23 protein-coding genes are annotated in these 26,135 nt (G+C 70.7%); 13 read left to right on the top strand and 10 right to left on the bottom strand.

What is annotated here, in order from left to right; translation table 11 throughout:
- Positions 1-103: 103 nt before the first annotated feature.
- From FHR66_RS18430 to FHR66_RS18410, 5 genes are all read left to right on the top strand, one after another.
- On the top strand, positions 104-1,279 hold the full coding sequence (locus FHR66_RS18430; protein ID WP_160967592.1) for a phosphoglycerate kinase: 1,176 nt from the start codon (positions 104-106) through the stop codon (positions 1,277-1,279).
- Complete coding sequence (locus FHR66_RS18425; RefSeq protein WP_160967594.1) at positions 1,276-1,926, top strand: HAD-IA family hydrolase; 651 nt, start codon at positions 1,276-1,278, stop codon at positions 1,924-1,926. Before FHR66_RS18430 ends, FHR66_RS18425 begins: the two co-directional genes overlap by 4 nt.
- Positions 1,927-2,159: 233 nt before the next feature.
- Positions 2,160-3,626 carry a pyruvate kinase gene (pyk, locus tag FHR66_RS18420; protein WP_160967596.1) on the top strand — a complete coding sequence of 489 codons (1,467 nt, stop codon included), beginning with the start codon at positions 2,160-2,162 and terminating at the stop codon, positions 3,624-3,626.
- 103 nt (positions 3,627-3,729) lie between these two features.
- On the top strand, positions 3,730-5,145 hold the full coding sequence (locus FHR66_RS18415; RefSeq protein ID WP_160967598.1) for an HD-GYP domain-containing protein: 1,416 nt from the start codon (positions 3,730-3,732) through the stop codon (positions 5,143-5,145).
- Positions 5,146-5,259: 114 nt separating this feature from the next.
- The gene (locus tag FHR66_RS18410) at positions 5,260-6,264 is read left to right on the top strand and encodes a class I fructose-bisphosphate aldolase (RefSeq protein ID WP_160967600.1); all 1,005 of its coding nucleotides are present in this window, start codon (positions 5,260-5,262) and stop codon (positions 6,262-6,264) included.
- Between the two features lie 148 nt (positions 6,265-6,412).
- Here FHR66_RS18410 and FHR66_RS18405 read toward each other — a convergent pair whose 3' ends face one another.
- The gene (locus FHR66_RS18405) at positions 6,413-6,565 is read right to left on the bottom strand and encodes a winged helix-turn-helix domain-containing protein (protein WP_326520324.1); all 153 of its coding nucleotides are present in this window, start codon (positions 6,563-6,565) and stop codon (positions 6,413-6,415) included.
- A 202-nt stretch (positions 6,566-6,767) separates the two neighbouring features.
- Complete coding sequence (locus FHR66_RS18400) at positions 6,768-7,310, bottom strand: O-acetyl-ADP-ribose deacetylase (protein WP_160967602.1); 543 nt, start codon at positions 7,308-7,310, stop codon at positions 6,768-6,770.
- A gap of 125 nt (positions 7,311-7,435) precedes the next feature.
- Between FHR66_RS18400 and FHR66_RS18395 the strand changes: the two genes are divergently transcribed.
- Positions 7,436-7,933 (top strand): hypothetical protein, encoded by a 498-nt coding sequence (locus FHR66_RS18395; protein WP_167088016.1) that lies wholly within the window; start codon positions 7,436-7,438, stop codon positions 7,931-7,933.
- A 21-nt stretch (positions 7,934-7,954) separates the two neighbouring features.
- On the opposite strand, the gene FHR66_RS18390 is transcribed toward FHR66_RS18395, so the two are convergent.
- Positions 7,955-8,470, bottom strand: a complete 516-nt coding sequence (locus tag FHR66_RS18390; RefSeq protein WP_160967606.1) for a methyltransferase family protein — start codon at positions 8,468-8,470, stop codon at positions 7,955-7,957.
- 274 nt (positions 8,471-8,744) lie between these two features.
- Between FHR66_RS18390 and FHR66_RS18385 the strand changes: the two genes are divergently transcribed.
- Together FHR66_RS18385 and FHR66_RS18380 are read left to right on the top strand one after the other, a co-directional pair.
- Positions 8,745-9,866: a nucleoside hydrolase gene (locus tag FHR66_RS18385; RefSeq protein ID WP_160967608.1), complete on the top strand. Its 1,122-nt coding sequence runs from the start codon at positions 8,745-8,747 to the stop codon at positions 9,864-9,866.
- A gap of 119 nt (positions 9,867-9,985) precedes the next feature.
- On the top strand, positions 9,986-10,372 hold the full coding sequence (locus tag FHR66_RS18380; protein WP_160967610.1) for a tetratricopeptide repeat protein: 387 nt from the start codon (positions 9,986-9,988) through the stop codon (positions 10,370-10,372).
- Positions 10,373-10,421: 49 nt separating this feature from the next.
- Here the strand turns inward: FHR66_RS18380 and cysK are convergent, their stop codons facing one another.
- Positions 10,422-11,381 carry a cysteine synthase A gene (gene cysK / locus FHR66_RS18375; RefSeq protein ID WP_160967612.1) on the bottom strand — a complete coding sequence of 320 codons (960 nt, stop codon included), beginning with the start codon at positions 11,379-11,381 and terminating at the stop codon, positions 10,422-10,424.
- A gap of 25 nt (positions 11,382-11,406) precedes the next feature.
- On the bottom strand, positions 11,407-12,585 hold the full coding sequence (gene cobA, locus FHR66_RS18370; RefSeq protein WP_160967613.1) for a uroporphyrinogen-III C-methyltransferase: 1,179 nt from the start codon (positions 12,583-12,585) through the stop codon (positions 11,407-11,409).
- 168 nt (positions 12,586-12,753) lie between these two features.
- On the opposite strand from cobA, the gene FHR66_RS18365 reads away from it, so the two are divergent.
- Both FHR66_RS18365 and FHR66_RS18360 read left to right on the top strand, forming a co-directional pair.
- Entirely contained in the window at positions 12,754-13,737 is a 984-nt protein-coding gene (locus FHR66_RS18365) for a LysR family transcriptional regulator (protein ID WP_048490360.1), read from the top strand.
- A 526-nt stretch (positions 13,738-14,263) separates the two neighbouring features.
- Positions 14,264-14,851: a phospholipid scramblase-related protein gene (locus FHR66_RS18360; RefSeq protein WP_048490359.1), complete on the top strand. Its 588-nt coding sequence runs from the start codon at positions 14,264-14,266 to the stop codon at positions 14,849-14,851.
- Between the two features lie 226 nt (positions 14,852-15,077).
- Here FHR66_RS18360 and FHR66_RS18355 read toward each other — a convergent pair whose 3' ends face one another.
- Both FHR66_RS18355 and arsC read right to left on the bottom strand, forming a co-directional pair.
- The gene (locus FHR66_RS18355) at positions 15,078-16,280 is read right to left on the bottom strand and encodes a GAF domain-containing sensor histidine kinase (protein ID WP_160967614.1); all 1,203 of its coding nucleotides are present in this window, start codon (positions 16,278-16,280) and stop codon (positions 15,078-15,080) included.
- A gap of 135 nt (positions 16,281-16,415) precedes the next feature.
- A complete protein-coding gene (arsC, locus tag FHR66_RS18350; protein ID WP_160967615.1) occupies positions 16,416-16,841 on the bottom strand; it encodes an arsenate reductase (glutaredoxin) in 426 nt (141 codons plus the stop codon).
- A gap of 405 nt (positions 16,842-17,246) precedes the next feature.
- On the opposite strand from arsC, the gene FHR66_RS18345 reads away from it, so the two are divergent.
- From FHR66_RS18345 to FHR66_RS18335, 3 genes are all read left to right on the top strand, one after another.
- Positions 17,247-17,651, top strand: a complete 405-nt coding sequence (locus FHR66_RS18345; protein WP_160967616.1) for a DUF2946 family protein — start codon at positions 17,247-17,249, stop codon at positions 17,649-17,651.
- A 67-nt stretch (positions 17,652-17,718) separates the two neighbouring features.
- Positions 17,719-19,773 (top strand): TonB-dependent receptor, encoded by a 2,055-nt coding sequence (locus tag FHR66_RS18340; RefSeq protein ID WP_160967617.1) that lies wholly within the window; start codon positions 17,719-17,721, stop codon positions 19,771-19,773.
- On the top strand, positions 19,773-21,233 hold the full coding sequence (locus tag FHR66_RS18335; RefSeq protein ID WP_160967618.1) for a PepSY-associated TM helix domain-containing protein: 1,461 nt from the start codon (positions 19,773-19,775) through the stop codon (positions 21,231-21,233). The genes FHR66_RS18340 and FHR66_RS18335 overlap by 1 nt, the downstream gene beginning before the upstream one ends.
- Positions 21,234-21,543: 310 nt before the next feature.
- Here FHR66_RS18335 and FHR66_RS18330 read toward each other — a convergent pair whose 3' ends face one another.
- From FHR66_RS18330 to FHR66_RS18320, 3 genes are all read right to left on the bottom strand, one after another.
- Positions 21,544-22,284: a phosphoadenylyl-sulfate reductase gene (locus tag FHR66_RS18330; protein WP_160967619.1), complete on the bottom strand. Its 741-nt coding sequence runs from the start codon at positions 22,282-22,284 to the stop codon at positions 21,544-21,546.
- Positions 22,281-24,005: an assimilatory sulfite reductase (NADPH) hemoprotein subunit gene (gene cysI / locus FHR66_RS18325; RefSeq protein WP_160967621.1), complete on the bottom strand. Its 1,725-nt coding sequence runs from the start codon at positions 24,003-24,005 to the stop codon at positions 22,281-22,283. The genes FHR66_RS18330 and cysI overlap by 4 nt, the downstream gene beginning before the upstream one ends.
- Positions 24,006-24,146: 141 nt before the next feature.
- Positions 24,147-26,021, bottom strand: coding sequence for an assimilatory sulfite reductase (NADPH) flavoprotein subunit (locus FHR66_RS18320; protein WP_160967623.1), 1,875 nt, complete (start codon positions 26,019-26,021; stop codon positions 24,147-24,149).
- Positions 26,022-26,135 lie beyond the last annotated feature (114 nt).

Genomic DNA, 26,135 nt, shown 5'->3' with positions numbered 1-26,135 from the left:
GGCGCTCGGCCGGCGTCCGTGCACCCGGCGTTCCGCAGCCGACGCCGATACTGCATGGCTGGCGCTGTTTTCCCTTTGCAACCCCACGAAAGCGAGCAATCACATGTCCATCCTGCGAATGACCGATCTCGACCTGTCCGGCAAGCGCGTGCTGATCCGGCAAGACCTGAATGTGCCGATCGACAATGGCCTGATCACCTCCGAGCAGCGCATCCTGGCCTCGGTGCCGACGCTCAAGCACGCACTGGAGCAGGGCGCGGCGGTAATGGTGACCTCTCACCTCGGCCGGCCCAAGGAAGGCGTGTGGACCCAGGAGGATTCGCTGGAGCCGGTGGCGATCCGACTGGCCGCGCTGCTCGACGTCGACGTGCCGCTGATCCGCGACTGGGTCGATGGCGTGGACGTGCAGCCGGGGCAGATCGTGCTGCTGGAGAACTGCCGCATGAACGTCGGCGAGGGCAAGGACGACGAGGCCCTGGCGAAGAAGTACGCGGCGCTGTGCGACGTGTTCGTGATGGACGCGTTCGGCACCGCGCACCGCGCGCAGGCGTCCACCCATGGCGTGATCAAGTTCGCGCCAGTGGCTGCGGGCGGCCCGCTGCTGATGGCCGAGCTGGATGCGCTGGCCAAGGCGCTGGAACAGCCGGCCAAGCCGCTGCTGGCGATCGTCGCCGGCAGCAAGGTCTCGACCAAGCTGGAGCTGCTGTCCAACCTGGTGGACAAGGTCGACCAACTGATCGTCGGTGGCGGCATCGCCAACACCTTCATCGCCGCGGCCGGGCATGCGGTGGGCAAGTCGCTGTGCGAGCCGGACCTGCTCGAGACCGCGCGCAAGATCGTGGCCGACGCCAACGCGCGCGGCGCGGCGATCCCGCTGCCGAGCGACGTGGTGGTGGCCAAGCAGTTCATGCCTGATGCCGAGGCCACGGTGAAGGCGGTCACCGACGTCGCCGACGACGACCTGATCCTGGACATCGGCCCGCAGACCGCGGCGCACTACGCCGACCTGATCGCCAAGGCCGGTACCGTGGTCTGGAACGGCCCGGTCGGCGTGTTCGAATTCGACGCCTTCGGCAAGGGCACCGAGACCCTGGCGCGGGCGATTGCCGCGTCGCCGGCGTTCTCCATCGCCGGCGGCGGCGACACCCTGGCCGCAGTCGACAAGTACGGCATCGCCGAGCAGGTCAGCTACATCTCCACCGGCGGCGGCGCGTTCCTGGAGTTCCTGGAAGGCAAGACCCTGCCGGCGGTGGCCGCACTGCAGGCGCGCGGCGCGTGAGCGCCGCCAACGTTCTGTTCTTCGACCTGGACGGCACCCTGGTCGACTCGGAGGCCGGCATCGTCGGCAGCCTGCGCCATGCCTTTGCCGAACTGGGGCAGCCGCTGCCGACGCCGGCGCAGTTGCGCGCCTGGATCGGCCCGCCGCTGCGCGACAGCTTCCAGCAGCACTTCCCCGACGACGCGGCATTGGTGGAGCGGGCGCTGACGCTCTACCGCAGCCGCTACGACAGCCACGGCTGGCGCGAGCACACGGTGTTTCCGGACATCGGCGCAGCGGTGGAGGCGATCGCCGCGGCCGGCCACCGCCTGGCGGTGGTGACCTCGAAGAACGAGCGCTTCGCGCGCCGCATCGTCGAGCATCTGCCGTTCGGCGCCCGCTTCGAGGACGTGATCGGCGCCAGCGACGACGGTGCGCGCCGGGCCAAGCCCGAGCTGATCGCCGAGGCGCTGCGGCGGCTCTCTGTCGTGCCGGCGCAGTGCCGCATGATCGGCGACCGGCGCATGGATATCGACGGCGCGCGCCACCACGGCATGCGCAGCATCGGCGTGCTGTGGGGCTTCGGCGATGCCGAGGAACTGCGCCAGGCCGGCGCCGATGTCCTGGCGCAGACGCCGGCGCAGTTGCCGGCGCTGGTCGCGGCCTGAGGCCTGCATGCGTCGGCGTGTCCGGCGCGTGCGAGGGGCGCCATGCACGGCATGGCGCACGCTGCGATCGCCGCTGCGACGTCCGCAGGCCGGCGTCTGCGGGCGCGGCGTGACCACATACTGTCCCGCATTGTCCGGTCGCTATGCCGGGCCGCGCGTGCGTCTATGCCGAAATGCCATGCCGTGTGATGGGCGCGTGTGCTAGCTTTGAGCGCTTTTCCAAGGATGCCGTCATGATCGAACGCCAGCGCCGCACCAAGATTCTCGCCACCCTCGGTCCGGCCACCGACCCGCCCGGCGTGCTCGAGGATCTGTTCCGCGCCGGCGTCAACGTGGTGCGGCTGAACTTCAGCCACGGCGATCCGTCCGGCCAGGCCAAGCGCGCCGCCGAAGTGCGTGCCGCCGCGGCTCGCGTCGGCGCCGAGATCGGCATCCTCGCCGACCTGCCGGGTCCGAAGATCCGCATCGAGCGCTTCGCCCAGGGCAAGGTCTCGCTCAAGCTCGGCGACCGCTTCGACCTGATCGCCGACCCCAACGCCGCGCCCGGCGATGCGACCCAGGTCGGGGTCAGCTACCTGGGCCTGCCGCAGGACGTGGCCGCCGGCGACGTGCTGCTGCTGGACGACGGCCTGGTGCAGCTGCAGGTGGTCGAGGTCAATGGCGAGCGCATCGTCACCAGCGTGCTCAACGACGGCGTGCTGTCCGATCGCAAGGGCTTGAACAAGCAGGGCGGCGGCCTGTCGCTGGGCGCGCTGACCGAGCGCGACAAGGAACTGATCGGCATCGTCGCCAAGATCGGCGTGGACTTCATCGCCGTGTCGTTCTGCCGCAACGCCGAGGACATGAACGAGGCGCGGCGCATCGCACGCGCGCACGGCTGCGACGCGGCGCTGGTGTCCAAGATCGAGCGCACCGAGGCGATCGAAAACCTCAGCGAGATCGTCGAGGCCTCGGACGTGGTGATGGTCGCGCGCGGCGACCTGGGCGTGGAGATCGGCGATGCCGAACTGCCGGGCCTGCAGAAGAAGATCATCAAGGAATCGCTGGCGCAGAACAAAGTGGTGATCACCGCCACGCAGATGCTGCAGTCGATGGTGGAGAGCCCGATCCCGACCCGCGCCGAAGTGCTGGACGTGGCCAACTCGGTGATCGACGGCACCGACGCGGTGATGCTGTCGGCCGAGAGCGCCGCCGGCGCCTATCCGATCCGGGCGGTCGAGGCGATGGCGCGCATCTGCCTGGGCGCCGAGCGCCAGTTCGAAACCGAGACCGACTTCGGCATGGCCCCGCGCAACCTCGAGCGCGCCGACCAGGCCATCGCCATGGCCACGATGTTCCTGTCCCAGCACGTGGGCGTGCGCGCGATCGTGGCGATGACCGAATCCGGTGGCACCCCGCGTTACCTGTCGCGCTTCCGCGCCAAGGCGCCGATCTTCGCGGTGACCCGCCACGACGGCGCGCGTCGGCACATGGCGATGATGCGCGACGTGTTCCCGATCAACTTCGACAGCCGCGGCCTGACCCCGCGCGAGGCCGCGCGCGGCGCGATCCGCGTGCTGGTCGAGGCCGGCCTGCTGGCGCCGGGCGACCGTGTGGTGTTCACCAGCGGCGAGCACATGGAAACCCACGGCGCCACCAACACCCTGCGCCTGCTCGAAGTCGGCCCGGACGGCCGCGCCAGCGGCCTCGGCGAACTCTGAAGGACACGCGGTGCGGCGGCCAAGGCCGCCGCACCGTCGGCAACACCTGCTCGATCGCGCATGGAACGGCGCGGCATCCATCGTTCCCTGATCGCGATTCCCTATGACGTCCACGAGCGCGCACGCCGAACTCGGGCTGGAACTGCCCGAGCGCCCCGGCACGCATTGTCTTGAACACCTGATCCAGGCCTCGGCCACGCGCGAGCTTGTGGTCACCGAGGACATCCGCGACCGCCGCGGCATCCTGCTGGTCGCCAAGGGCCAGCGCATCAATGCCGGCCTGCGCGAACGCCTGATCGCGCGGCGCCTGCTGCGCCCGCTGGAATCCTCGCTGGCGTTCTGCGAGGAGCTGCGCCCGAGCGAAGTGCAACTGGCCGCGCAGCGCGAGCTGGACGAACACCCGCACCTGCGCGCGCTGCTGGGCGACGACGTGCAATCGGTCATGACCGCGCTGGCCCGTGCCCGCACGCTGGGCGCGCCCGGCACCTTGCTGACCACGCTCGGCCAGACCCGACCGGCCGCGTTCTCGCACGCGGTGCGGGCGGCGATGCTGGTGGCCTGGCTGGCGGCGCTGCTGTCGCGCTCGGACGCGGCGATGCGCGAGGCCGCGGAGGTCGGCCTGCTGCACGATCTCGGCGAGATGTACGTGGATCCGGCGGTGCTGGAAATGCCGGAAGCGCAGCAGGATTTTGCGCAGTGGCGCATGCATTGCGTGCATCCGGTGATCAGCGCCGCGTTGCTGGGCGAATCCGGCGTGTACTCGGCGCAGCAGGCCGCTGCCGCGCGCGAGCATCACGAGCGCATCGACGGCTCCGGCTATCCGGTCGGCGCGCCAGTGCTGTCGCCGCTGGGCCGGTTGATCTCCTGCGCCGAAGCGCTGGATGCCTTGTTCGAACGCGAGCACGGCCATGCGCACGCGCTGGCGCGGATGCGCATCGCGCTGCGCATGGTGCCCGGGCAGTTCCCGCGCGACGTGGTCGATCTGTTGACCGAGCGGTTGCGCGATTGCGCGCTGGAGCCGGCGCCGACGCACGACCCGCAGCACCTTCGGGAGGTGGTGGCGGCCTCGCTCGACGGCCTGGAACAGGCTCGCGACGAGGTATTGCGGCTGCAGCGCGGCGGCGACCTGCGCGAAGACGAGCGCGCGGCCCTGCAACACCTGCTGCTGCTGATCGTCGGCTACATCATGGCCATCCACGATTCCGGTGCCGGCAAGATGGTCGAGCAGTTGCCGTGGCTGATCGCCGCGCCGGAGGCGGCCGAGGAGGTCGATCGCATCTGCTGCGAGTTGCGCTGGCAGTTGCCCGGGCTCCGCCGCCATGCCGCGTTGCTGGCGCACCGCCGCGCGCGCAGCGCCGACGACTGGCGGCCCGTGCTCGATGCGCTGGACATCGCACTGCCGGCGGCGCAGGCCGCGCATCCGCCGGCACCGGCACCAGCCGCGGGCGCTGCGCCGCTGCAGACGGCGCAGGTCGACGAAGAGGCGCAGTGCGAGGCGATGACGGACGCGCTTGGCTGAAGCCGACCGAATGCGGTCTACGCCTGTAACCGCTTGCAGCGCCGGCGGTAACGGAATGCATGCAGGCCGGCCCGGTATACTGGGGGTTCCCCCGTTGCAGCCATCAGGAACCGTATGAGCATCGAACAGCTTGCCGAAACCGCACAGGCAATGGTCGCCCCGGGCAAGGGCATCATCGCGATCGACGAATCCACCAGCACGATCGCCAAGCGCTTCGCCGGCGTGGGCATCGAGAATGTCGAAGAGAACCGCCGTGCCTACCGCGAGCTGCTGCTGACCACGCCGAAGCTGGGCGACCACATCTCCGGCGCGATCCTGTACGACGAGACCATCCGCCAGAAGACCAAGGACGGCGTGCCGTTCGCCAAGTACATGGCCGAGCACGGCATCATCCCCGGCATCAAGGTCGACAAGGGCACGCATCCGCTGGCCGGCATGCCGGGCGAGCTGATCACCGAAGGCCTGGACGGCCTGCGCGCACGCCTGGAGGAGTACTACAAGCTCGGTGCGCGCTTCGCCAAGTGGCGCGCGGTCATCACCATCGGCGAGGACATTCCGTCCGGCGTGTGCATCGAGACCAACGCGCATGCGCTGGCCCGCTACGCCGCGCTGTGCCAGGAGCAGGGCCTGGTGCCGATGGTGGAGCCGGAGGTGCTGATGGACGGCGACCACGACATCGAGACCTGCTACGAAGTCACCGAAGCCACGCTGCGTTCGCTGTTCGGCGCGCTGTACGAGCAGAACGTGGTCCTGGAAGGCACCATCCTCAAGGCGTCGATGGTCATCGCCGGCAAGGACTGCGATGAGCAGGCCAGCGTCGAGGAAGTGGCCGAGTCCACCGTGATGTGCCTCAAGAGCACCGTGCCGGCGATCCTGCCGGGCATCGTGTTCCTGTCCGGCGGCCAGACCGACGAGCAGTCCACCGCGCACCTCAACGCGATGAACCAGCTCGGCAACCTGCCGTGGCCGCTGAGCTTCTCCTATGGCCGCGCCATGCAGCAGGCCGCGCTGAAGCTGTGGGCGCAGGACATGAAGGGCAATTTCGCCAAGGCGCAGCAGGTGGTGTACGAGCGCGCCAAGGAAAACGGCCTGGCCGCGCTGGGCAAGTGGCAGGGCTGAGCCCTCCTGACACCGCCTACGAAGAACGCCGGCATCGCCGGCGTTTTTCGTTTTGAGGCCCAGTGTCGTGCGGATGATGCGCGCAGAGGTGCTTTCGCAGCGCTGACGCCAGCGATAGGGCGTGCGTAGAAAAAACGCCGCACTGCGCTCAGGGCGCCAACGCGGCCGGCGCGTGGAAGCGATAGCCGCTGTTGCGCAGGGTCTTCACCGGCAACGGGCGTCCGCTGATCTCTTCCACGCGGCGCCGCAGCCGGTACATCTGCGTGTCGAGTCGGCGCCGGTCGTACTCGAGGAAGTTCACCCCCAGCGCTTTGGCGCGCAGTCACTCTTTACGGCGTCCCCCGACACGGTATCGGGGGAATGCCGCAGTGCGCGGTGCCGCCGCCATTGCAGACGATCGACGATGCCTGCGATCGGGTGGAGCGCAGGCATCGCATGGTCAGGCGCTTGATGCGGGCGCTTGGGATGAAGATGCTCGGCTGGGCCCGCCAGCAATCGGCCGCTCAGGCCGCGGTGGCGCACTGCATGTCGCGCAGCGCCTGTCGGTACGCCTTGGTGGTGGCGTCGTTGTAGGCCACCAGGATGATCCGCTTGGGCACCGCATGCGCGCGCTGCCAGGCGTCGGTCTCGGCGACCGCGATGCGTGCGGCCTGGTGCAGTGGATAGCCGTAGACGCCACAGCTGATCGCCGGGAAGGCGACCGAGTGCAGACCCATCTGTTCGGCCAGGCGCAGGGCGCGCCAGTAGCAGTTGGCGAGCAGGGCCGGTTCGTTGTGGGCGCCGTCGCGCCACACCGGGCCCACCGTGTGCAGCACGTGCCGCGCCTTGAGCCGGTGGCCCGCAGTGGCGCGAACCTCGCCCACCGTGCAACGCACGCCCGGCTTGAGTTCCGGCAGGCGCCGGCATTCTTCCAGCAGGTCTGGGCCGGCGGCACGGTGGATGGCGCCGTCCACGCCGCCGCCGCCGAGCAGGGACTCGTTGGCGGCGTTGACGATCGCGTCCACGTCGAGTTGGGTGATGTCGCCTTGCCAGATTTCGATGTTCATACGCCGATCTTTAGGGGAGCCGAATGATGGACACGTGAGGGCGTCGCCACTGCCGTCGCGCATTGCCACAGCCGCTTAACCGGCTAGCGGCAAGACTGGCGCGCCCCCATCTCAGCACCTGCGACATGAACCCGAATCCGCCGCCACCGCAGGTCGCCGAGGCCATCGCGCAGGGCCAGATCATCAAGGCGATCAAGCTGCTGCGGACGCACAGCGGCATGGATCTGCGCAGCGCCAAGGAGCAGGTCGACGCCTGGCTGCTGGACGGCGCGGCGCGCTCGGTGACGGACCTGCTCGACCGCCACGCCTCCGGCGCGGCGGCGAGGCCGGACACCACGGCCGAGGCGCACGCGCCGGCCGTGGCCGAGGAACGGCGGCTGCCGCCGGCGGCGGAACTGGCGCTGCGCCGCGGCGAGCGGCGCAAGGCCGCCAAGCTGGTGTTCGAGCACTACCCGGACATGTCGCTGCACGAGGCCCTGGAGATGGTGCAGCGGCATCTGTGGTCGGCGCCGACGCTGGGCGCTGCTTCGACCGTGGTGGCCGGCGACCGCGGCCGGGCCTGGCGTTGGGTGCTGCTGGCGCTGCTGCTGGTCGCGGCAGCGGCCTGGTGGCTGCTGCGTTGAGGCGAACCCCCGTGGCGACGGCTACAGCCAGCGCGCCACCTGCGCGCAGTAGCGGTCGTAGGCGCTGCCGAAGCGCTCGCGCAGGCGGGCCTCCTCGTAGGGGATCACCACCCACTGCAAGGCCAGCAGCGGCAACGGCAGCAGCAGCGCCGACCACGGCCAGCCGATCTGCACGCTCAGGCCGAGGTAGCTCAGGGTCAGGCTGACGTACATCGGATTGCGGGTATGCCGGTACGGTCCGTGGCAGACCAACTGCGAAGGTGCGCGCTCGGGCAGCAGTGTGGTGCGGCCGCGCGCGAACAGCACGAAGCACCAGCACGCCAGCAGCAGGCCGGCGAGCGCGACCACGCCGCCGCCCAACTGCAGCCAGGCCAAGGCGGCGCCCTGCGGCAGCGGCAAGGGCAGCGCGTGCTGCAGGCTGGCGCCGAGCAGCAGCGCCAGCAGGAAATGCGCCGGCGAGGTCGTGCGCACCAGCAGCGGCACGCGCGCCTGCGCGCGTACGGGCGGTGGATCGGTGCGGTCGGTTCGTTCGTGCATGAAGTCCTTCCCTGGTCTGGTTGCGGCCGCGCAAGTTTACGCGGCTGCCCACGGCGTTCGCGCGCGAGCGCGTCACGGATGCCGCGAGCGCGGCCCGACAGCGCCCGGCGGCGTATCGCGCGCGTGGCAGTGCACGTAAACCGATTACCCTAGCGCCCACGCGGCACGTCGCACGCGCTTGCGTTTCGACGTGCCGGATCCGTCCACCTCGACCGCTGTCGTTGCGCGCCGATTGTGTGTCCCGTTTCCGTTCCGCCATCCGCTTTCACGCCTCATGCCGATCGCCACCAGCACCGCCAACACTCTCGCGTCCTCATCCGCCATCGCCCCACGCCGCCGGGTCATCCTCGAAGACGACATCGACGGCTTCACCCCGGCGCAGCTGTTGTTGCTGCAATCGCCCGAGGTCGAGGTGCTCGGCATCTCGGTGGTCAGCGGCAACATCTGGCGCGACGAGGCGCTGGCGCATACGCGCCGGCTGCTGGAAATCGCCGGGCGCGGCGAGGTGCCGGTGTTGCCCGGCCCGGTGTTCCCGCTGCTCAACAGCGAATTGGCCACCGAGCGCTGGGAAGCGCTGTACGGCAAGCTGCTGTGGAAGGGCGCCTGGACCCGGCAATGGGTCGAGCACGACACGGTGCAGAGCGCGCCGCGCTACCACGCCCACGACGTGGTCCCGGACCTGCCGCTGGGCAATCCCACCGTGGTGCAGGCGGCCAGCGAGCCGGCCGCCTTGTTCATGATCCGCAAGGTGCGCGAGTTCCCCGGCGAGGTCAGCATCGTCGCCACCGGGCCGTTGACCAACCTGGCGTTGGCGCAGCGGCTGGACCCGGACTTCGCCTCGCTGGCCAAGGAACTGGTCTACATGGGCGGCAGCCTCAATCCGCGGCAGCGCCGCGACAGCGTGTCGGCGGCGCAGTTCGCGCGCGAGTTCGTCAATTCGCCGCGGCGCGAGTTCAACATCCGCTGGGATCCGGAGGCGGCCAGCATCGTGATGCGCTCGCCGTGGCGGCGCATGGTGATGGTGCCGGTGGATCCGTCCACCGCCACCGAACTGACCCCGCAGTTGCTGGCGCGGATGAGCGCCGCCGACACGCCGATCGGCCATGCGCTGCGCCGGCGCGAACCCGGCTTCCCGATGTGGGACGAACTGGCCACCGCGCTGTGGCTGCGCCCGGAACTGGCCGCCGTCAGCGAGACCCTGTACGTGGACACCAACACCGAATTCGGCGCCGGCTACGGCGACATCCTGTCGTGGGCGCCGGGCTACCAGCCGGGCCTGGGCGAGCAGGCGCAGCAGGTGGTGCGCGAGGTCGACGTGGCGGCCATCGAAGAGTTGTTGGTAGAGCGCCTGACCGCGCCGCAGCCGCCGGCGCTGGGCGCGCCGCTGCCGGGCTGAGGCATGGCGCACGCGGATGTGCAGTCCGGTGCAAGGCGCGTCGTCGTGGTGCGCAGCGGCGCTGTCTGCTTGCCGCTCGCGTGCGATGCAGGTGTGGCACAGGCCTGCGCTATGCCCGCATGAGCGCGTCCGCACCCGACGACCGCCTCGCCCAAGCGAAGGCCTTGGCCATGGCGGCGTTCCAGGAGCCGCAGCATGCCGATGCGCGGCTGGCCGAGGCCGAGGCGTTGTTGCGCGCCGCGGCCAGGGCGGCGCCGGCCGATCCCGGCGCACTCACCTGCCTGGGCGCGGTGCTTTGCGATCGCGGGCACTACCGGCGGGCGCTGACCGTCCTGCGCCGCGCCGTGCGCCTGCGGTCCGACGATCGCAACAGCTACTTCAACCTCGGCGTGGCCTTGCTCAACGCGGGCCAGGAGGCCGAGGCCAGGGCCGCGTTCCGGCAGGCGGCGAGCTTGCGCGCCGCCGCGGGGTCATGGACGGCGTACTTCGATCCGCACGCGCACTAGCGATGCCGCGCCGATGTGGCGCGGCGAGCGCGCAGGCGCCACGGTGCGCTTACGGCAGGCCGGCCAGCCAGTCGTCGTCGCTGCCTTCGTTGATGTCGGCGAACAGCGGCGTGGAGAAGTAGCGCTCGCCGGTATCCGGCAGCATCGCCAGGATCACCGCGCCGGGCGTGGCGGTCTCGGCCACGCGCAGTGCGGTGGCGACGGTGCCGCCGCCCGAGATGCCGGTGAAGATGCCTTCCTCGGCGGCGAGGCGGCGCGACACCGCGATGGCGTCGGCGTCGTCCACGCTCAGCACGTCGTCGTAGACCTCGCGGTTGAGCACCTCGGGCACGAAGTCCGGGGTCCAGCCCTGGATCTTGTGCGGCTTCCACTCCTGGCCCTGCAGCAGGGCCGCACCGGCCGGCTCGGTGGCGGTGATGCGTACTTCCGGGCGGGCCAGGCGCAGCACTTCGCCGACGCCGGTGAGCGTGCCGCCGGTGCCCCAGCCGCTGACGAAATGGTCGAGCCGGCGGCCGGCGAAGTCGCGCAGGATCTCCGCGGCGGTGGTGCTGCGGTGGTAGGCCGGATTGGCCGGGTTGGCGAACTGCCGGGCCAGGAACCAGCCGTGCTGCTTGGCCAGTTCCTCGGCCTTGCGCACCATGCCGCTGCCACGCTCGGCGGCCGGGGTCAGGATGACCTTGGCGCCGTAGGCGCGCATCAGCTTGCGGCGCTCGATCGAGAAGGTTTCCACCATCGTCGCCACGAACTTGTAGCCGCGCGCGGCGGCGACCATTGCCAGGGCCACGCCGGTGTTGCCGGAGGTCGCTTCGACGATGGTGTCGCCGGGCTTGAGCAGGCCGCGCGCCTCGGCGTCGAGCACGATCGCCAGGGCCAGGCGGTCCTTGACCGAACCGCCGGGATTGAAGGCTTCGACCTTGACGTAGAGGTCCACGTGCGCCGGCGCCAGGCGTTGCAGCTTGACGATCGGGGTGTGGCCGATGGTGTCGAGGATGTTGTCGTAGATGGCCATGCGTGGGGTCTCCGGAAAGTGCGGGTCAGGCGGCGTGGGCCAGGGTAGGCACGGCCGGCTTCGGGGAAGGTGAGGGCGCGCGCAACGGCGCGGCGCCGAACCAGTGCAGTGTGTCGGCCAGCGCGGCAACCTCGCCGAGGATCAGCAGCGCCGGCGCGCGCACCGCATGCGCACGGGCGGTGTCGGGCAGGTCGGCGAGGGTCCCGAGCACCACCCGCTGCTCGGTGCGCGAGCCGTTCTCCACCAGCGCGAACGGCGTGCTGGCGGCGCGGCCGGCGGCGAGCAGGCGCGTGCGCACCGTGTCCAGGCCGGCCACGCCCATGTACACCGCCAGGGTCTGTCGCTCCTGCGCCAGCGCGGCCCAGTCCAGGGTGTCCAGCGAGGCCTTGCAGTGCGCGGTGACCAGGCGCAGCGACTGCGCGTGGTCGCGATGGGTCAGCGGGATGCCGGCGTAAGCGGCGCAGGCCAGTGCGGCGGTGATGCCGGGCACCACGGCGTAGTCCACGCCGTGGGCGCGCAGGTACTCCAGTTCCTCGCCGCCGCGGCCGAACACGAACGGATCGCCGCCCTTCAGCCGCACCACCCGGCGGCCGCGCCGCGCGTGTTCCAGCAGCAGCGCGTGGATCTGCTCCTGGGCGACGCTGTGGCCGTCGGCCGACTTGCCGACGGCGATGCGTTCGGTGCCCACCGGCACAAGCTGCAGGATCGCGGCGCTGACCAGACGGTCGTGCAGGACCACGTCGGCCTGGCGCAAGGCGTGCAGCGCGTGACCGGTGAGCAGGCCGGGATCGCCGGGGCCGGCGCCGACCAGGGTCACGCTGCCTGGGCGCAGCGGCGGCAGCGTCGACTCGGCGGCGGCATCCGCCGGCGTCGCCAGCGCCTCGGCCGGCAACGCCTGCGCCAGCACCCGCTTGGCGGTAGCGGCCTGCAGCGCCTGGCGGTTGGCCGCGGCGTCCTCGCTGGCGGCGATCAGGTACCAGACGGTGTCCAGCCAGGCGCTGTCGAAGGCGCCGCGCCGCCACGCCAGCCGCCCCTGCGCGGCCAGCGCGTGCAGCGTCGGGGTCAGGGCCGGTGCCGCCACCTGCGGCGCGGCACCGGCGGCGAGCAGCGCCTGCACCTGGCGCTCGGCGGCCGCGCCGCCGCCGATCACCAGCACGGCCCGGTCGCGCAGGTCCGGATACAGGGCAATCGGGGCTGGGCTCACAGGGACGGCTCGCAACGCGGGGCAGACGGGAACGACGACCGTAGCGCCGGCTCATAGCCCCAGGAAATGACTTCATGCCCACCGCAGATAGCTTTCGGTTATAAGGTGAAAGGCCGAATTCCACTACAGTCGAGCGTCTCCGCCAGGCGGCGCCTCGCCCTCGTCCCGATGACGCTGACCCAACTCCGCTACCTCGTCGCCATTGCCGACGCCGATCTGAACATCACCCTGGCGGCGGCGCGCGTGCATGCCACCCAGCCGGGGCTGTCCAAGCAGCTCAAGCAACTGGAGGACGAACTGGGCTTCCTGCTGTTCGTGCGCAAGGGCCGCAGCCTGGAGACGGTGACGCCGGCCGGGCGCGAGGTAATCGAGCGCGCCCGCGCGGTGCTGGCCGAGGCCAACAACATCCGCACCTATGCGGCCAACCAGCGCCGCGAGAGCCAGGGCCAGCTGACCCTCACCACCACCCACACCCAGGCACGCTTCGTGCTGCCGCCGGCGGTGGCGCAGATCAAGCAGGCCTATCCGCAGGTCAGCGTGCACCTGCAGCAGGCCGCCGAGAGCGCGGCGCTGGACCTGCTCAGCCAGGGCGATGCCGATATCGCCATCGTCAGCACCGCCGGCACCGCGCCGGCGGCCGGCATCGCGGTGCCGCTGTACCGCTGGCGGCGGCTGGTGCTGGTGCCGCGCGGGCATGCGCTGGACGTACCGAAGCGGGTGCCGGACATGGCCGCGCTGGCGGCGCAGCCGCTGATCAGCTACGAATCCTCGACCCGCGCCGGCTCCTCGCTGCAGCGCGCCTTCGGCCGGCTTGGGCTGGAGCCGCGGATCGCGTTGACCGCGCTCGATGCCGACCTGATCAAGACCTATGTGCGCACCGGGCTCGGCGTGGGCCTGCTGGCGGAGATGGCGGTGAGCGCCAACGACACCGACCTGCGCGCGTGGCCGGCACCGCCGGAGATTCCCGAGTGCATCGCCTGGGCGGTGCTGCCGCGCGACCGCGTATTGCGCGACTACGCGCTGGAACTGGTGCACGTGCTGGCGCCGCAGATCGACACCCGCGACCTGCGCCGGGTGATGGAGGGCAACCAGCAGCCGGACTGGCCGGCGCCGCCGAGCTGGGAAGCGCTGACCCAGACCATCACCAGTTGAAGCCGGGAATGGGGAATCGGGATTGGGGAATGGCAACAGCGGCGCCGCGTTCGCGATGCGTCGATTGGCTTCGGGCAGACGTCCGGGCAAAAGACATGCGGGCAACGACACCGCGGCCTGTGCGGGATGCTGGAACGAAGACCCGCATCGATGCATCGACATGGCCGCTTGGTGCGGCTGATTAGGCCATCGCCAGCCAAGGCGCGATGAAGTCGGGAATCGGGAATGGGGAATGGCAACAGCGGCGCCCCGTGCTCGATGCGTCGACGGCTTCGGACAGGTTTCCGAGCAAAAGAAGCAAGGGCAACGGCATCGCGGCCTGCACTGGAATGCTGGAATGCAGACCACGCACTGGCGCGGCTGCCCGCCGCGCGCGTTGCCGCTGCCGGAGCCGCCGCCTATCATGCGGCCCGCTCTGCCACCCGGCAGACCGCGACCCTGGACGTGCCGGCGGCGGCCGGCACTGCGCCGCCGCCGTGCGGCCGCCGCCCAGGGCGCGTCGATTTCCCCAACGCAAGGACGCCCGATGCATCCTGTTCTTCAGCACAACCTGTTCTTCGTCAAGGAACAGGTCGGCATGTTCAAGGCCGCCAACAACTACGACGTGTTCGACCCGCACAGCAACCGCAAGCTGCTGGAATGCCGCGAGCCGAACCTGGGCGTGTTCACCAAGATCTTTCGTTTCAGCGACTACAAGCGCATGACCCCGTTCCAGGTGGAAGTGCGCAGCCCGGACGGGCAGAAGGTGCTGACGGTCAAGCGCGGGTTCTCGCTGTTCCTGTCCAAGGTCGAGGTACTGGACGAGCACGACCGGCTGGTCGGTTCCTTCAGCCAGAAATTCTTTTCCATCGGCGGCAAGTTCGATGTGCTCGATGCCCAGGGCGCGCCGGTGTGCACGCTGCGCGGCAAGTGGACCAGCTGGGATTTCCGCTTCGTGCAGGGCGAGCGCGAACTGGCGCAGGTGTCCAAGAAGTGGGCCGGGCTGGGCAAGGAACTGTTCACCAGTGCCGACAACTACATGCTGGCGATCGCCGACAGCGTGCCGGCCGAGGATCCACGGCGGATCCTGATCATGGCGGCGGTGCTGTGCATCGATATGGTGTTGAAGGAGTGATGGTGAAGCCGGGAATGGGGATTCGGGATTCGGGATTCGCAAAGGCGGGATTTCCGCGGCGGCTGCGCCCAGGCCCCTCACGCTGAGCGAGCGTGGCCATTGTGAGAGGGACTTCAGTCCCGACTGCATGCGGGTCGAGCCGGACCCTTCTCCCACCGGGAGAAGGTGCCCCGAAGGGGCGGATGAGGGTGCGGGCGCCAGCGGCAGCTCCTGCGCCCGGCACGGCTCAGGCGACGGGCGCGGCCGCCGGCAGCAGCACGGTGAAGCGGGTGCCCTGGCCGGGCTGGCTGCGCACTTCGACGGTGCAGCCCAGGGTCTCGGCGGCGCGGCGCACGATCCACAGGCCGAGGCCGAGGCCGTCGCTGCGCGGGTCGGCCTGGCGGAAGGCCTGGAACAGCGTGCGCAGGCCGTCTTCGTCCATGCCGATGCCGCGGTCGATGATCTCCACCGCCACCTGGTCGCCACGGCGCCGGCAGCCGATCAGCACCTTGCCCTGCGCGGTGTATTTGACCGCGTTGCCCAGCAGGTTGCCGAGCAAGGTGGATAGCAAGGGCGCACTGCTGCGCACGCGCAGGGACGTCGGCACGCTGCGCAACCGCACGCCCTTGGCCGCCGCCTGCGGCTGCCAGGTGGCCAGGATCGGCGCCAACACGTCGGCCAGGGCCAGGTCCTGCAGCGCCGGCAGGCGCAGTTCGCCGGCGGCGGCGTTGGTGGCGAGCTGGTCGAGTCCGCTGGCGACCTGGTTCAAGGCGGCGCGCGCGGTCTCCAGCGAACCATCCTGCGCGGCGTCCTGCTGACGCTGCAGCTTGCTCAGCGCGTAGGACGCGGTGCGCAGCGGCGCCTTCAGATCGTGGCCGGCGATGGCCATCAGGCGGCTGCGGTAGTGGTTGGATTCCTGCGCCATGTGCAGTGCCTTGCGCAGTTCCAGTTGCCCCATCGCCTGGCGCGCCAGCGCACGCAGCGCTTCGATCTGCTCGTAGCTGAGCTGGCGCGGGCGCCGGTCCAGCACGCACACCGTGCCCAGGGCCAGGCCGTCGGAGGTCTTCAGCAGCGCGCCGGCGTAGAAGTGCAGGCGCATGTCGCCGGTGACCAGCGGGTTGCAGGCGAAGCGCGGGTCTTCGCGCGTGTCCGGCACCAGCAGCAGGTCGTCCTCGAGCAGGGCGTGCGCGCACAGCGAGGTCGCCAACGGCGTTTCGCGCGTGCCCAGCCCGATCTCGCTCTTGAACCACTGGCGCTCGCTGTCGATCAGGTTGACCACCGCGATCGGCGCCTGGCAGATCAGCCCGGCCAGCCGGGTGATGTCGTCGAACGCCGGCTCGCGCGGCGTGTCCAGGATCGCGTAGCTGTGCAGTGCGTCCAGGCGCAGCGCTTCGTTGCGGGGCTTGGCCGCGCAGTAGACCGGGTCGGCGGCGGTTTCGACGGTGGACATGCAGCGCGACTCGGGCAGGAAGGCGCGCAGTTTATGGTACCTGTCACGGTTTTTGCCGACGCGGCGTTCACGCGGCGCTCGCGTGAGCTGCACCCGTGCTTAGCGAATTCGATGGAGCGTCGGCGACCCCTCGGCTCAGCCCACCCATCGGCCCTGTGCGTCGACCAGCAACGTGCCGTCCTCCTTGGCGAAGGCGCCGCGCTGCGGCGACGGCAGGATCTCCAGCACCGTCTCCGACGGCCGGCACAGGCGCGTGCCCAGCGGGGTGACCACGATCGGCCGGTTGAGCAGGATCGGGTGTTGCTGGATGGCGTCCAGCAGCGCGTCCTCGTCCAGCGCCGGATCGTCCAGTCCCAACTCCGCGTACGGTGTGGCCTTCTCGCGGAGCAGTGCGCGCAGCGGCTGGCCGCTGGCGGCCGCCAGCGCCTGCACGGTGGCGCGGTCCGGCGGTGTCTTCAGGTACTCGATCACCGTCGGTTCGACGCCGCTGTTGCGGATCAGCCCGAGCACGTTGCGCGAAGTGCCGCAGGCAGGGTTGTGATAGATCGTGATCGTCGACATGGGGCGGCTCGCTGGATGGACAGGACAAGGGCGGCCGGAAGGGACTGCGCTGCGCGGCCGCGGCCGATGGTGCCGCATTCGCGGCGCCATGCAAGGGCCACGCTCGTCGGACACCGCGCGTGCGCGGCGCTCGTCGCGGTCGTGGCCGGATGGGACCGGCCGGTCGTCGATCTGCAGCGACAGCGGGTCTGGCCGGGTAACCGATGGACCACCTTGCCGGGCGCCTGGCCGGCGGCAGGACGCCGCCTGAGGCGATGACGGAGGCAGGGGCCGTTGTTGGCGGCCGTGGCCTGCCGACCGATGACGCGGTCCGTCCTGCACTTCCGCGACGCGGGGTGTGCGTCACTTCGCCGCACACCGCGTCGCAGGCGGTCCAATGGCCGGCACACCCTCTAGAATGCGCCGATGTTCCGTCTCCGCCAGCCGCCGTCGCTCTGGGCCGCGCTCGCCGCACTGGCGCTCGGCCTGCTGCTGCTGGCGCCGCCGATCAGCCAGTGGCGGCAGGCGCAGGCCGAGGCGACGGCGCTGCAGGACCAGGCGCTGTGCACCAGTGGCGGCCTGCGCCTGGCGGCGCTGGCAGGTGCCGTCTCCGCGGCGCATGGCGGCCACCACGACGATGCCGGCCTGGCGCATGCGCCGGCCTGCGATTACTGCCTGCTCGCCGCGCGGCTGCTGCCGTGGGTGGCGCTGTTGCTGGCGCTGCTGCCCTGGCGCTGTCCGCCGGCGCCGGTGGCGGCGCTGCGCCGCCGCGTCGTCACGGCCACCGCACGCCGCGCACACCCGGTGCGCGGGCCACCGCTGTTCTCCTGATCCACGGGTTGCCGTTTCCGTGCCGCGGCGCTGCTGCGGCATGTCCTCGTGCCGATGGAGTTTCGCCATGTTCCGCTTTTCTGCCATGCCGCCCGTGGCGGCGTGCTGCTGCGTGTGCCTCGCAGCGGTCGCGCCCGCCCATGCCGCCGATGCGCCACCGGGCGCCGCCGGCGATTCCGTGCTCACCCTGGGCAAGGTCCAGGCCACCTCACCGCTGGCCGCCGGTTCCAACGCGCGCAGCGTGTTCAGTTCCGTCGACATCCTCGGCGGCGACCTGCTGCAGGACCAGCACGTGGACTACAGCTGGGAACTGCTGATGCGCGCGCCCGGCGTGCAGGTGACCCAATTCAAGATGGGCACCGACGCCGGGCGTTTTTCCTTCCGCGGCTTCAACGGCGAAGGCCGGGTCAATGCGGTCAAGTTGCTGATCGACGGCGTGCCCAGCAACGACAATGCCGGCGCCATGCCGTACCTGGATGCGGTGTTCCCGCTGGACATCGCCGCGATCGAGATCGTGCGCGGCACCAACGACCCGCGCTACGGCCTGGACGCGATCGCCGGCAGCGTCGACGTGCTGACCCGCAGCGGCGGCAACGACGGCCGCGCCAGCGTCACCGTCGGCAGCTTCGGCACCCGCGAGGTACAGGCGGCGCAGGGCATCGAGCGTGGTGCCTGGAGCCAGAACTATTTCGCCGCCTGGCGCGACAGCGACGGCTACCGCGACCATGCCGACGCACGCAAGCACGCGTTCTCCGGCAAGTGGTTCTATACCGATCCGGACGGGCGCTGGCGCGCCGGGCTCAGCGCGCGCGACTACCGCAACACGGCGTTGGAGGCGGGCTATCTCGACTACGCCACCGCGCAGCGCGCCCCGCGCAGTTCCCCCGACTACGCGCGCGACGACCGCAGCCAACGCCACACCACGCAGCTGTCGCTGCACCTGGACGCGCGTCTGGCCGACAGCGTGCAGGGCAGCGCCAAGGCGTACTGGAACCGCTACGACAACCAGCGCTGGGTGCGCTTCACCGCCGCCGGCGCGCAGCAGGAGCGCGACACCGACGAGCGCCAGCGCGGCGTGCTGGCCAAGCTCAGCTGGCGCCCGGCGCTGGCCCGCGTCGACGCCTTCGCGCTGGAGGGCGGGGTCGATGCGCAGTGGCAGGACAACGGCTCGCAGCGCTACCGCACGGTGGCGCGCGTGCGCACCGCGCCGCTGCGCGACTGGGACTTCGATCTGCACACCGAAGGCGCCTACGTGCAGGCGGTGCTGCGCCCGACCGCGCGCCTGCAGCTGGTGCCCGGCTACCGGGTGGATCGGGTGGGCGGGCAGTTCCGCGATGTCGCCAGCGGCGCGCGCTATCCCACCTACGCCTACGGCACGATCCGCCAACCCAAGTTCAGCGCGGTGTACGCGCTGACCGCGCAGGCCAGCCTGTACGCCAACATCGGCCGCACCTTCCAGATCGGCAGCGGCAACGGCGCCTATCGCACCCAGGCAGGCAACCTGGCGCCCTCGTTCAACGATGGCTGGGAGACCGGCCTCAAGTTCGCCGGCGCCCAGCAGCGCTGGGACGCGCGCGTGGCTTACTGGGAGCAGCGCGCCTCCGACGAAGTGGCGACCATCCTCGGCGTGAACGGCAGTGTCGGCACCGGCGAGGTCGGCAACGTCGGCAAGACCCTGCGCCGCGGCTGGGACGCGCAACTGAACCTGCGTCCGGACGAACGCTGGACGCTGTGGCTGGCGTACTCGCGGCAACGCGCGCTGATCGTCACGCCGGACCCGAGTGCGCCTGACACACGCGGCAAGGAGATCGAGAACGTGCCGCACTATCTTGCGACGGCGGGCATCGACTGGCAGGCCACGCCGCGGCTGACGCTGTCGGCCTGGGGCAATGCGCAGGGCGACTACTACGTGGAACGCAGCAACACCTTGGGCCGCTACGGCGGCTACGCGCTGGCCAATCTCGGTGCGACCTGGCGCTGGCGCGCGCAGCGCGAGCTGTCGCTGCAACTGAAGAACCTGACCGATCGGCACTACGTCTACGCCTGGTACGACAGCGGGTCCTCCGGCTACTCGCCCGGCGACGGCCGCGCGCTGTACGCCACGCTGAGCTGGGGTTGGTGATGACCACGAAAGCCATCACCACCGAGGCGGCGCCGGCGCGCTTCTACCGCGCGGTGTGGCGCTGGCATTTCTATGCCGGCCTGCTGGTGCTGCCGCTGCTGGTCTGGCTGGCGCTGACCGGTGCGGCCTTCGTCTACCAGCAGCCGATCGACGGCTACTTCCACCGCGCGCTGAAGACCGTGCCGGTGCCGGAGCACGCGCAGTCGTTGGCACCGCAGCGGCTGCTGGATGCGGCCCTGGCCGCGCAACCGGGCCAGGCGCTGCGCTACACCACGCCGCTGCGGCGCGATGCCTCGGCGGAAGTGACCATCGCCACCGCCGATGGTCGCCACGCGGTCGTGTACGTGGATCCGTACCGGGCGCGGGTGCTGGGTCAGTTGCCCGAGCACGGCACCGTGGCCTGGACGATCCGCCGCCTGCACAGCCTCGACTACGTCGGCTGGTTCGCCAATGCACTGATCGAGGTGGCGGCCGGCTGGGCGATCCTGCTGGTGCTGACCGGCGTGTACCTGTGGTGGCCGCGCGGGCGCCGCGGCGGCGTGACCACGGTGCGCGGGCGGCCGGCGCAGCGCGTGTTCTGGCGCGATCTGCATGCGCTCACCGGCAGCGTGGTCGGTGCGCTGCTGCTGTTCCTGGCGCTGACCGGGATGCCGTGGTCGTGGTTCTGGGGCGCGCAGGTCAACCGCCTGGCCAATGGCCACCACTATGGCTATCCGTCCGGGCTGCGGGTGGATGTGCCGATGTCGACGCAGCGGCTGAGCGACAGCGAGGTGCCGGCGTGGTCGTTGCGGCAGGCGCGCCTGCCGCAATCGTCGCCGCCTGCAGCGGATCCGCATGCGGCGCACGGCGCGCACGATGGTCACGATGGTCACGGCGAACACGGCGAACACGGCGGCATGGCCGACATGGCCGACATGCCGGACGCCGCGCCGGCGGCGGGCGCGATCGGCCTGGATGCGGCGGTGGCGCGGTTCCAGGCGCGCGGCATTGCGCCGGGCTACAGCGTGGCGCTGCCGCGCGGCGTGCGCGGGGTCTATACCGCCTCGGTGTATCCGCCGGACCTGGCCCAGCAACGGGTGATCCATCTGGACCAGTACAGCGGCCAGGTGCTGCTGGACATGCGCTATGCCGACTACGGCCCGCTGGCCAAGACGCTGGAGTGGGGCATCAACGTGCACCTGGGCCAGGAGTACGGCGTGCTCAACCAGCTCATCCTGATCGGCGCCTGCCTGGGCATCGTGCTGCTGTGTGTGAGCGCCGCGGTGATGTGGTGGAAGCGGCGTCCGCAGGGCGGGCTCGGGGTGCCGCCGTTACCGGCGGATCGGCGCACCTTGCGCGGCGTGGTCGCGCTGCTGGCGCTGGGCGGGATGCTGTTCCCGCTGGTCGGCCTGTCCTTGCTGCTGATGCTGGCGCTGGACTGGGTGCTGGTGCTGCGGCGCGAGCCCGCGGTGGGGGCTTAGGAGGTCGGTGAGGCATCCACTGTGATTCTGCGGCGATAAGCGAAGCCATCGGCGCCTCCAGCCTGACTGCAGTCGGGACTGAAGTCCCTCCCACAAGGAGGGATCAGTGGTCAGCGCTGGCGTCAGGACTTGCACAGGGACACGGGGCCGCCCTTGTAGGAGCGGCTTCAGCCGCGACCGGGGGGCATCGGAACGCCCGGTCGCGGCTGAAGCCGCTCCTACGGAAAAGACACGGCGTGGTCGGTACGTCTGTCGCGGCTGAAGCCGCTCCTACAGTTCCTACAACAGGCCGGGCGCGTGCTGGAGCGCGTCACAGATCCTCGTGGATCCCGCACTCGCGCTTGAGGCCGAAGAAGCGGGTGTCCTCCTCGCGCATGCCCGGTTCCCAGCGGCGGGTGGTGTGGAAATCGCCGATGGAGACGTAGCCCTGTTCCCACAGCGGGTGATAGGGCAGGTCGTGCTGCTGCATGTATTGCCACAGGTCGCGGTCGCTCCAGTCGGCGATCGGGTTGATCTTGTAGCGGTCGCCGCGCTTCTGCACGAACGGGGTCTGCGCGCGGCTGTCGGACTGGCTGCGGCGCAAGCCGGTGAACCAGGTGCCGACCTTCAGCTCGTCCAGGGCGCGGCGCATCGGCTCGACCTTGCGCAGGTTGTTGTATTGCTCGATGCCGACCATGCCCTGTTCCCACAGGCGGCCGTGGCGCGCTTCCATCCAGGCACGGCTGACCAGCGGGCGGTAGATCTTGAGATTGAGCTTGAGCCGCTCGGTGAGCGCGTCGGCGAAGCGGTAGGTTTCGGCGAACAGGTAGCCGGTGTCGATCAGGATCACCGGGATGTCCGGGCGCTGCCGGGTCAGCAGGTGCAAGGTGGCCGCCGATTGCGCGCCGAAGCTGGACGACAACGCGGGCTCGGCCGGGCCGTGCTGCAGCGCCCAGGCCACCCGTTCCGGCGCGGACAGCGTCGCCAGCAGCGCATTGGCGGCATCGAGATCCAGGGCTGGCGCCGGTGCGTTGGCGGAGACGTTGTGGGAGGCAGCGGGCAGAGCGCTCATGCGTGCAGTTCCGACGGAATCAGGTGACGGTGGGTGGGGTAGGCGGGCAGTTCGACCACGCCGGTGCGGTGCAGGAAGTCGCCGAAGCGCTCGTCCGCGCCGCGTTCGCTGGCATAGCGTGCGAACAGCGGTTCCAGCGCGGCGAGGATCTCCGGCTCGGCGATGTTCTCGCGGTACAGGGTGTTGAGGCGCTGGCCGCGGTGGTCGCCGCCGAGCATCAGGTTGTAGCGGCCGGGTGCCTTGCCGACCAGGGCGATCTCGGCCAGGTACGGCCGCGAACAGCCGTTCGGGCAGCCGGAGAGGCGCAGCAGGATCGGCGCGTCTTCCAGGCCGTGGCGGGCCAGCAGTGGCTGCAGCTGCGCGGCGAAGGCCGGGAGATAGCGTTCGGCTTCGGCCATCGCTAGGCCGCAGGTCGGCAGGGCCACGCAGGCCATCGCCGCGCGCGCCAGCGCGGTGGGCGCGCGGTTGCCGGCGTCCAGCGCGTGCGCGCGCACCAGCGCGTCGATCGCGGCGCGTTGCGCGGCGGGAATGCCGGCGATCACCAGGTTCTGGTTCGCGGTCATGCGGAAGTGCGCACCGTCGCCGTCGTCGCGCAGGTGCGCGGCGATCGCGCGCAGGCCGCTGAGGTGCTGCGCGCCGTCGGCGTGGTCGGCGATACGCCCGGCGGGCAGCGACAGGGTCAGGTGCCAGCGGCCGTCTTCGCCTTCGTTCCAGCCGTCGCGGTCGCCGTTGTGCTCGAAGGCGAAGGCGCGCACGGGCTGCAGGCGCACGCCGGCGCGGCGCTCGATCTCCGCCACCACCGTGTCCAGGCCGTGGTCGTCGATGGTGTATTTGAAGCGTGCGCGCTTGCGCACCGTGCGGTTGCCCAGGTCGCGCTGGGTGGTCACCACTGCGGTGGCGACGTCGAGCAACTGCGCGCGGTCGATGAAGCCGACCACGTTGGCCACGCGCGGGTAGGTTTCCGCGTCGCCGTGGCTGGCGCCCATGCCGCCGCCGAGGCTGACGTTGTAGCCGGCCAGGGTGCCGTCGGCGTCGAGCACGCCGATGAACCCCAGGTCGTTGGCGAACACGTCGACGTCGTTGACCGGCGGCAGCGCGAAGCCGATCTTGAACTTGCGCGGCAGGTAGGCGTTGCCGTAGATCGGCTCGTCCTCCTGGCCGCTGCCGGCGACCTGCTCCTCGTCCAGCCAGATCTCGTAGTAGGCGCGGGTGTTGGGCAGCAGGTGTTCGGACACGCGCGCGGCATCGGCATAGAGCGTGGCATGCGCCTGCGAGGCCAGCGGATTGGCGGCGACCTGCACGTTGCGGTTGACGTCGCCGCAGGCGGCCAGCGTGTCGATCAGCGCGGCGTTGATCGCCTGCATGGTCGCCTTCAGTTCGCGCTTGATCACCCCGTGGAACTGGAATGCCTGGCGCGTGGTGATGCGCAGCGAGTGGTTGCCGTAGGTGGTGGCGATGGCATCGAGCTTGAGCCACTGCGCCGGCTCCACCACCCCGCCCGGGGTGCGCGTGCGGATCATGAACTGGTAGGCCGGCTCCAGCTTCTGCCGGCGCCGCTCCTCGCGCAGATCGCGGTCGTCCTGCTGGTAGCTGCCGTGGTACTTGATCAGGGTCTGATCGTCCTCGCGCAGCGCCCCGGTGACCGGATCGGCCAGGCTCTGCAGCAGCGACCCGCGCAGCCGCTGGCTGTTGTGCTTGATGTCTTCGACGGAATGGGACATTGAAGGGCCGGGATTGGGGAATGGGGATTCGGGATTGGTGGAGCGAGCAGACGTGTGCTGACGGATCAAAGCCTTCGACAGCAACAGGCGCGCGGATCGCCGCTTCGACGAATCCCCAATCCCGACTCCCAAATCCCGGCCTCAATAGACATCGCGCGCATACCGCCCCTCCCGCTGCAGTTGGCTGAGGTAGGCGGCGGCATCTTCGGGGCTGTGGGCGCCGTGTTCGGCGACGAGCTCCAGCAGGGTGGCGTGCACGTCCTTGCCCATGGCGATGGCGCCGCACACGTACAGGTGCGCGCCGTTTTGCAGCCAGTCGTAGACGGCGCGGCCGTGTTCGCGCAGGCGCTGCTGCACGTACACCTTGGCTGGCGCGGCGGTGCCGCGCAGCGGCTGCACGTCGCGCGAGAACGCCAGGTCCAGCTTGTGCAGTTCGCCGCTGCGCAGTGCCTGCTGCCATTCGGCCTGGTAGAGGAAATCGCGGTTGAAGTGGCGGGCACCGAAGAACAACCAGTTGCGGCCGCTGGCGCCGCTTTCGGCGCGCTCCTGCACGAAGCCGCGGAACGGCGCCACGCCGGTGCCGGGGCCGATCATCAGGATGTCGCGGCCGCCGTCGGCCGGCACCCGGAAGCGTTCGTTGGGTTCGATGTAGACCAGCGCGCTGTCGCCTTCGGCCAAGGCGGCCAGATAGCCGCTGGCGGCGCCGCCATGGGCATGACCGTGGGCGTGATAGGCCAGCACGTCGACGGTGAGGTGGGCTTCGTCGCCGACGCGCTTTTGGCTGGAGGCGATCGAGTACAGCCGCGGGACCATCGGCCGCAGCGCCTGCAGCAGCGCGGCGTGGTCCCAATCCGCCGGCCAGCGACGCAGCACGTCGATCACTTGGTGATCGGCGAGCAGCGCCGCCAGGCCGGCGGTCTGGGTGGGGTCGAGCAGCTCGGTCAGCGCGGTCGCGCCGGCGCGTTCGGCCACCGCGGCGAGCAACGGGCGCGAGGCCCGGGTCAGCTCGCGGTGGCCGCTGAGCCACTCGTGCAGGGACAGTGTCTGCCCATCGGCAGTGAATTCGACGTCACCGTCCAGTCGGGTCGCGGTCAACACCGCCTCGACCAGCGCGGGCGGATTGCGATGGCGCACGCCCAGGGCATCGCCGGGTTCGTAGTGCAGGCCGCTGCCGGCCAGCGACAGTTCCAGGTGGCGCACGTCCTTGTCGGCTTGGCCGTGCGCGGCGTAGCGCGGCCCCTTGAAGTCGCGGCCGCTGATCGGCTGGTTGGCCAGCACCTCGGCGGCGAACGGCTGGGTGCGGCTCCACGTCGCGGCGGCGGCGCCGCGCAGCGGCGTCACCGTGGCCGATGGCGCCGCGGGCGTGCGGCCCAGCACGCCGCGTGCCTGCGCCAGCGCCTGCGCGCGCCACGGCGCCGCCACCGTCTCGATCTCCAGGTCGGCCTCGCCCAGCGGCAGCAGCCGCTGCGCGCCGAGTTCGGCCAGGCGCGCGTCCAGGCGCCGGGCGATGCCGCAGAAATCGGCGTAGCTGGAATCGCCCAGGCCGAGCACGGCGTACTGCAACTGCGGCAGCTTCGGCGCGCGCCGGCCCTGCAGGAACTCGACGAAGCCGATCGCATCGTCCGGCGGGTCGCCCTCGCCCTGGGTGCTGATGACCACGTACAGCAGGCGTTCGTTGCCCAGCTCGCGGGTGGGGTAGGCGTCGGCGCGCAGCAGGCGCACCGCCAGGCCAGCGGCTTCGGCCTCGGCGGCCACCTGTTCGGCGGCGCGGCGCGCGTTGCCGGTCTGGCTGCCGTAGACGATGCTCAACTGCGGTGCGGGCGAGGGGGCCGCGGCGGCGCCGGCGACCACGGCCAGCGCCGGGGTCGCCGGACCCTGCGCCTGGGCCAGGCCGGCGGCGTAGCCGGACAGCCACCACAGGCCGGCCGCGTCCAGGCCCTCCACGGTCCGCGCCAGCAGTGCCTTGCGCTCCTCGGGCAAGGGGCTGGGCGGCAACGCGGGCGAGGCGGCGGTCATGGCCGGTCCGATGTATGAGGAAGGGATGACCGATGTTAGGGATTCGTTGCGCGGGGCAGAAAGGAACAGGGGTTATCGGCTCATGCCCGGGGCTTATTTCTGCCGAGTGGCCAG

It is taken from the genome of Xanthomonas sp. F4, from assembly GCF_011761895.1.
This window is presented reverse-complemented; position numbering and strand designations above follow the sequence as displayed.

Excerpts from the sequence above, each read along its gene's own strand:
- FHR66_RS18360 (WP_048490359.1), top strand. The coding sequence starts at position 14,264 with ATGCATCCTGTTCTTCAGCACAACCTGTTCTTCGTCAAGGAACAGGTC.
- FHR66_RS18365 (WP_048490360.1), top strand. The coding sequence starts at position 12,754 with ATGACGCTGACCCAACTCCGCTACCTCGTCGCCATTGCCGACGCCGAT.
- FHR66_RS18415 (WP_160967598.1), top strand. The coding sequence starts at position 3,730 with ATGACGTCCACGAGCGCGCACGCCGAACTCGGGCTGGAACTGCCCGAG.
- cysK (WP_160967612.1), bottom strand. The coding sequence starts at position 11,381 with ATGGCCATCTACGACAACATCCTCGACACCATCGGCCACACCCCGATC.
- FHR66_RS18335 (WP_160967618.1), top strand. The coding sequence starts at position 19,773 with ATGACCACGAAAGCCATCACCACCGAGGCGGCGCCGGCGCGCTTCTAC.
- FHR66_RS18345 (WP_160967616.1), top strand. The coding sequence starts at position 17,247 with ATGTTCCGTCTCCGCCAGCCGCCGTCGCTCTGGGCCGCGCTCGCCGCA.
- FHR66_RS18355 (WP_160967614.1), bottom strand. The coding sequence starts at position 16,280 with ATGTCCACCGTCGAAACCGCCGCCGACCCGGTCTACTGCGCGGCCAAG.
- FHR66_RS18340 (WP_160967617.1), top strand. The coding sequence starts at position 17,719 with ATGTTCCGCTTTTCTGCCATGCCGCCCGTGGCGGCGTGCTGCTGCGTG.
- FHR66_RS18385 (WP_160967608.1), top strand. The coding sequence starts at position 8,745 with ATGCCGATCGCCACCAGCACCGCCAACACTCTCGCGTCCTCATCCGCC.
- pyk (WP_160967596.1), top strand. The coding sequence starts at position 2,160 with ATGATCGAACGCCAGCGCCGCACCAAGATTCTCGCCACCCTCGGTCCG.
- FHR66_RS18380 (WP_160967610.1), top strand. The coding sequence starts at position 9,986 with ATGAGCGCGTCCGCACCCGACGACCGCCTCGCCCAAGCGAAGGCCTTG.
- FHR66_RS18430 (WP_160967592.1), top strand. The coding sequence starts at position 104 with ATGTCCATCCTGCGAATGACCGATCTCGACCTGTCCGGCAAGCGCGTG.
- arsC (WP_160967615.1), bottom strand. The coding sequence starts at position 16,841 with ATGTCGACGATCACGATCTATCACAACCCTGCCTGCGGCACTTCGCGC.
- FHR66_RS18395 (WP_167088016.1), top strand. The coding sequence starts at position 7,436 with ATGAACCCGAATCCGCCGCCACCGCAGGTCGCCGAGGCCATCGCGCAG.
- FHR66_RS18320 (WP_160967623.1), bottom strand. The coding sequence starts at position 26,021 with ATGACCGCCGCCTCGCCCGCGTTGCCGCCCAGCCCCTTGCCCGAGGAG.
- FHR66_RS18400 (WP_160967602.1), bottom strand. The coding sequence starts at position 7,310 with ATGAACATCGAAATCTGGCAAGGCGACATCACCCAACTCGACGTGGAC.
- FHR66_RS18390 (WP_160967606.1), bottom strand. The coding sequence starts at position 8,470 with ATGCACGAACGAACCGACCGCACCGATCCACCGCCCGTACGCGCGCAG.
- FHR66_RS18330 (WP_160967619.1), bottom strand. The coding sequence starts at position 22,284 with ATGAGCGCTCTGCCCGCTGCCTCCCACAACGTCTCCGCCAACGCACCG.
- FHR66_RS18410 (WP_160967600.1), top strand. The coding sequence starts at position 5,260 with ATGAGCATCGAACAGCTTGCCGAAACCGCACAGGCAATGGTCGCCCCG.
- cysI (WP_160967621.1), bottom strand. The coding sequence starts at position 24,005 with ATGTCCCATTCCGTCGAAGACATCAAGCACAACAGCCAGCGGCTGCGC.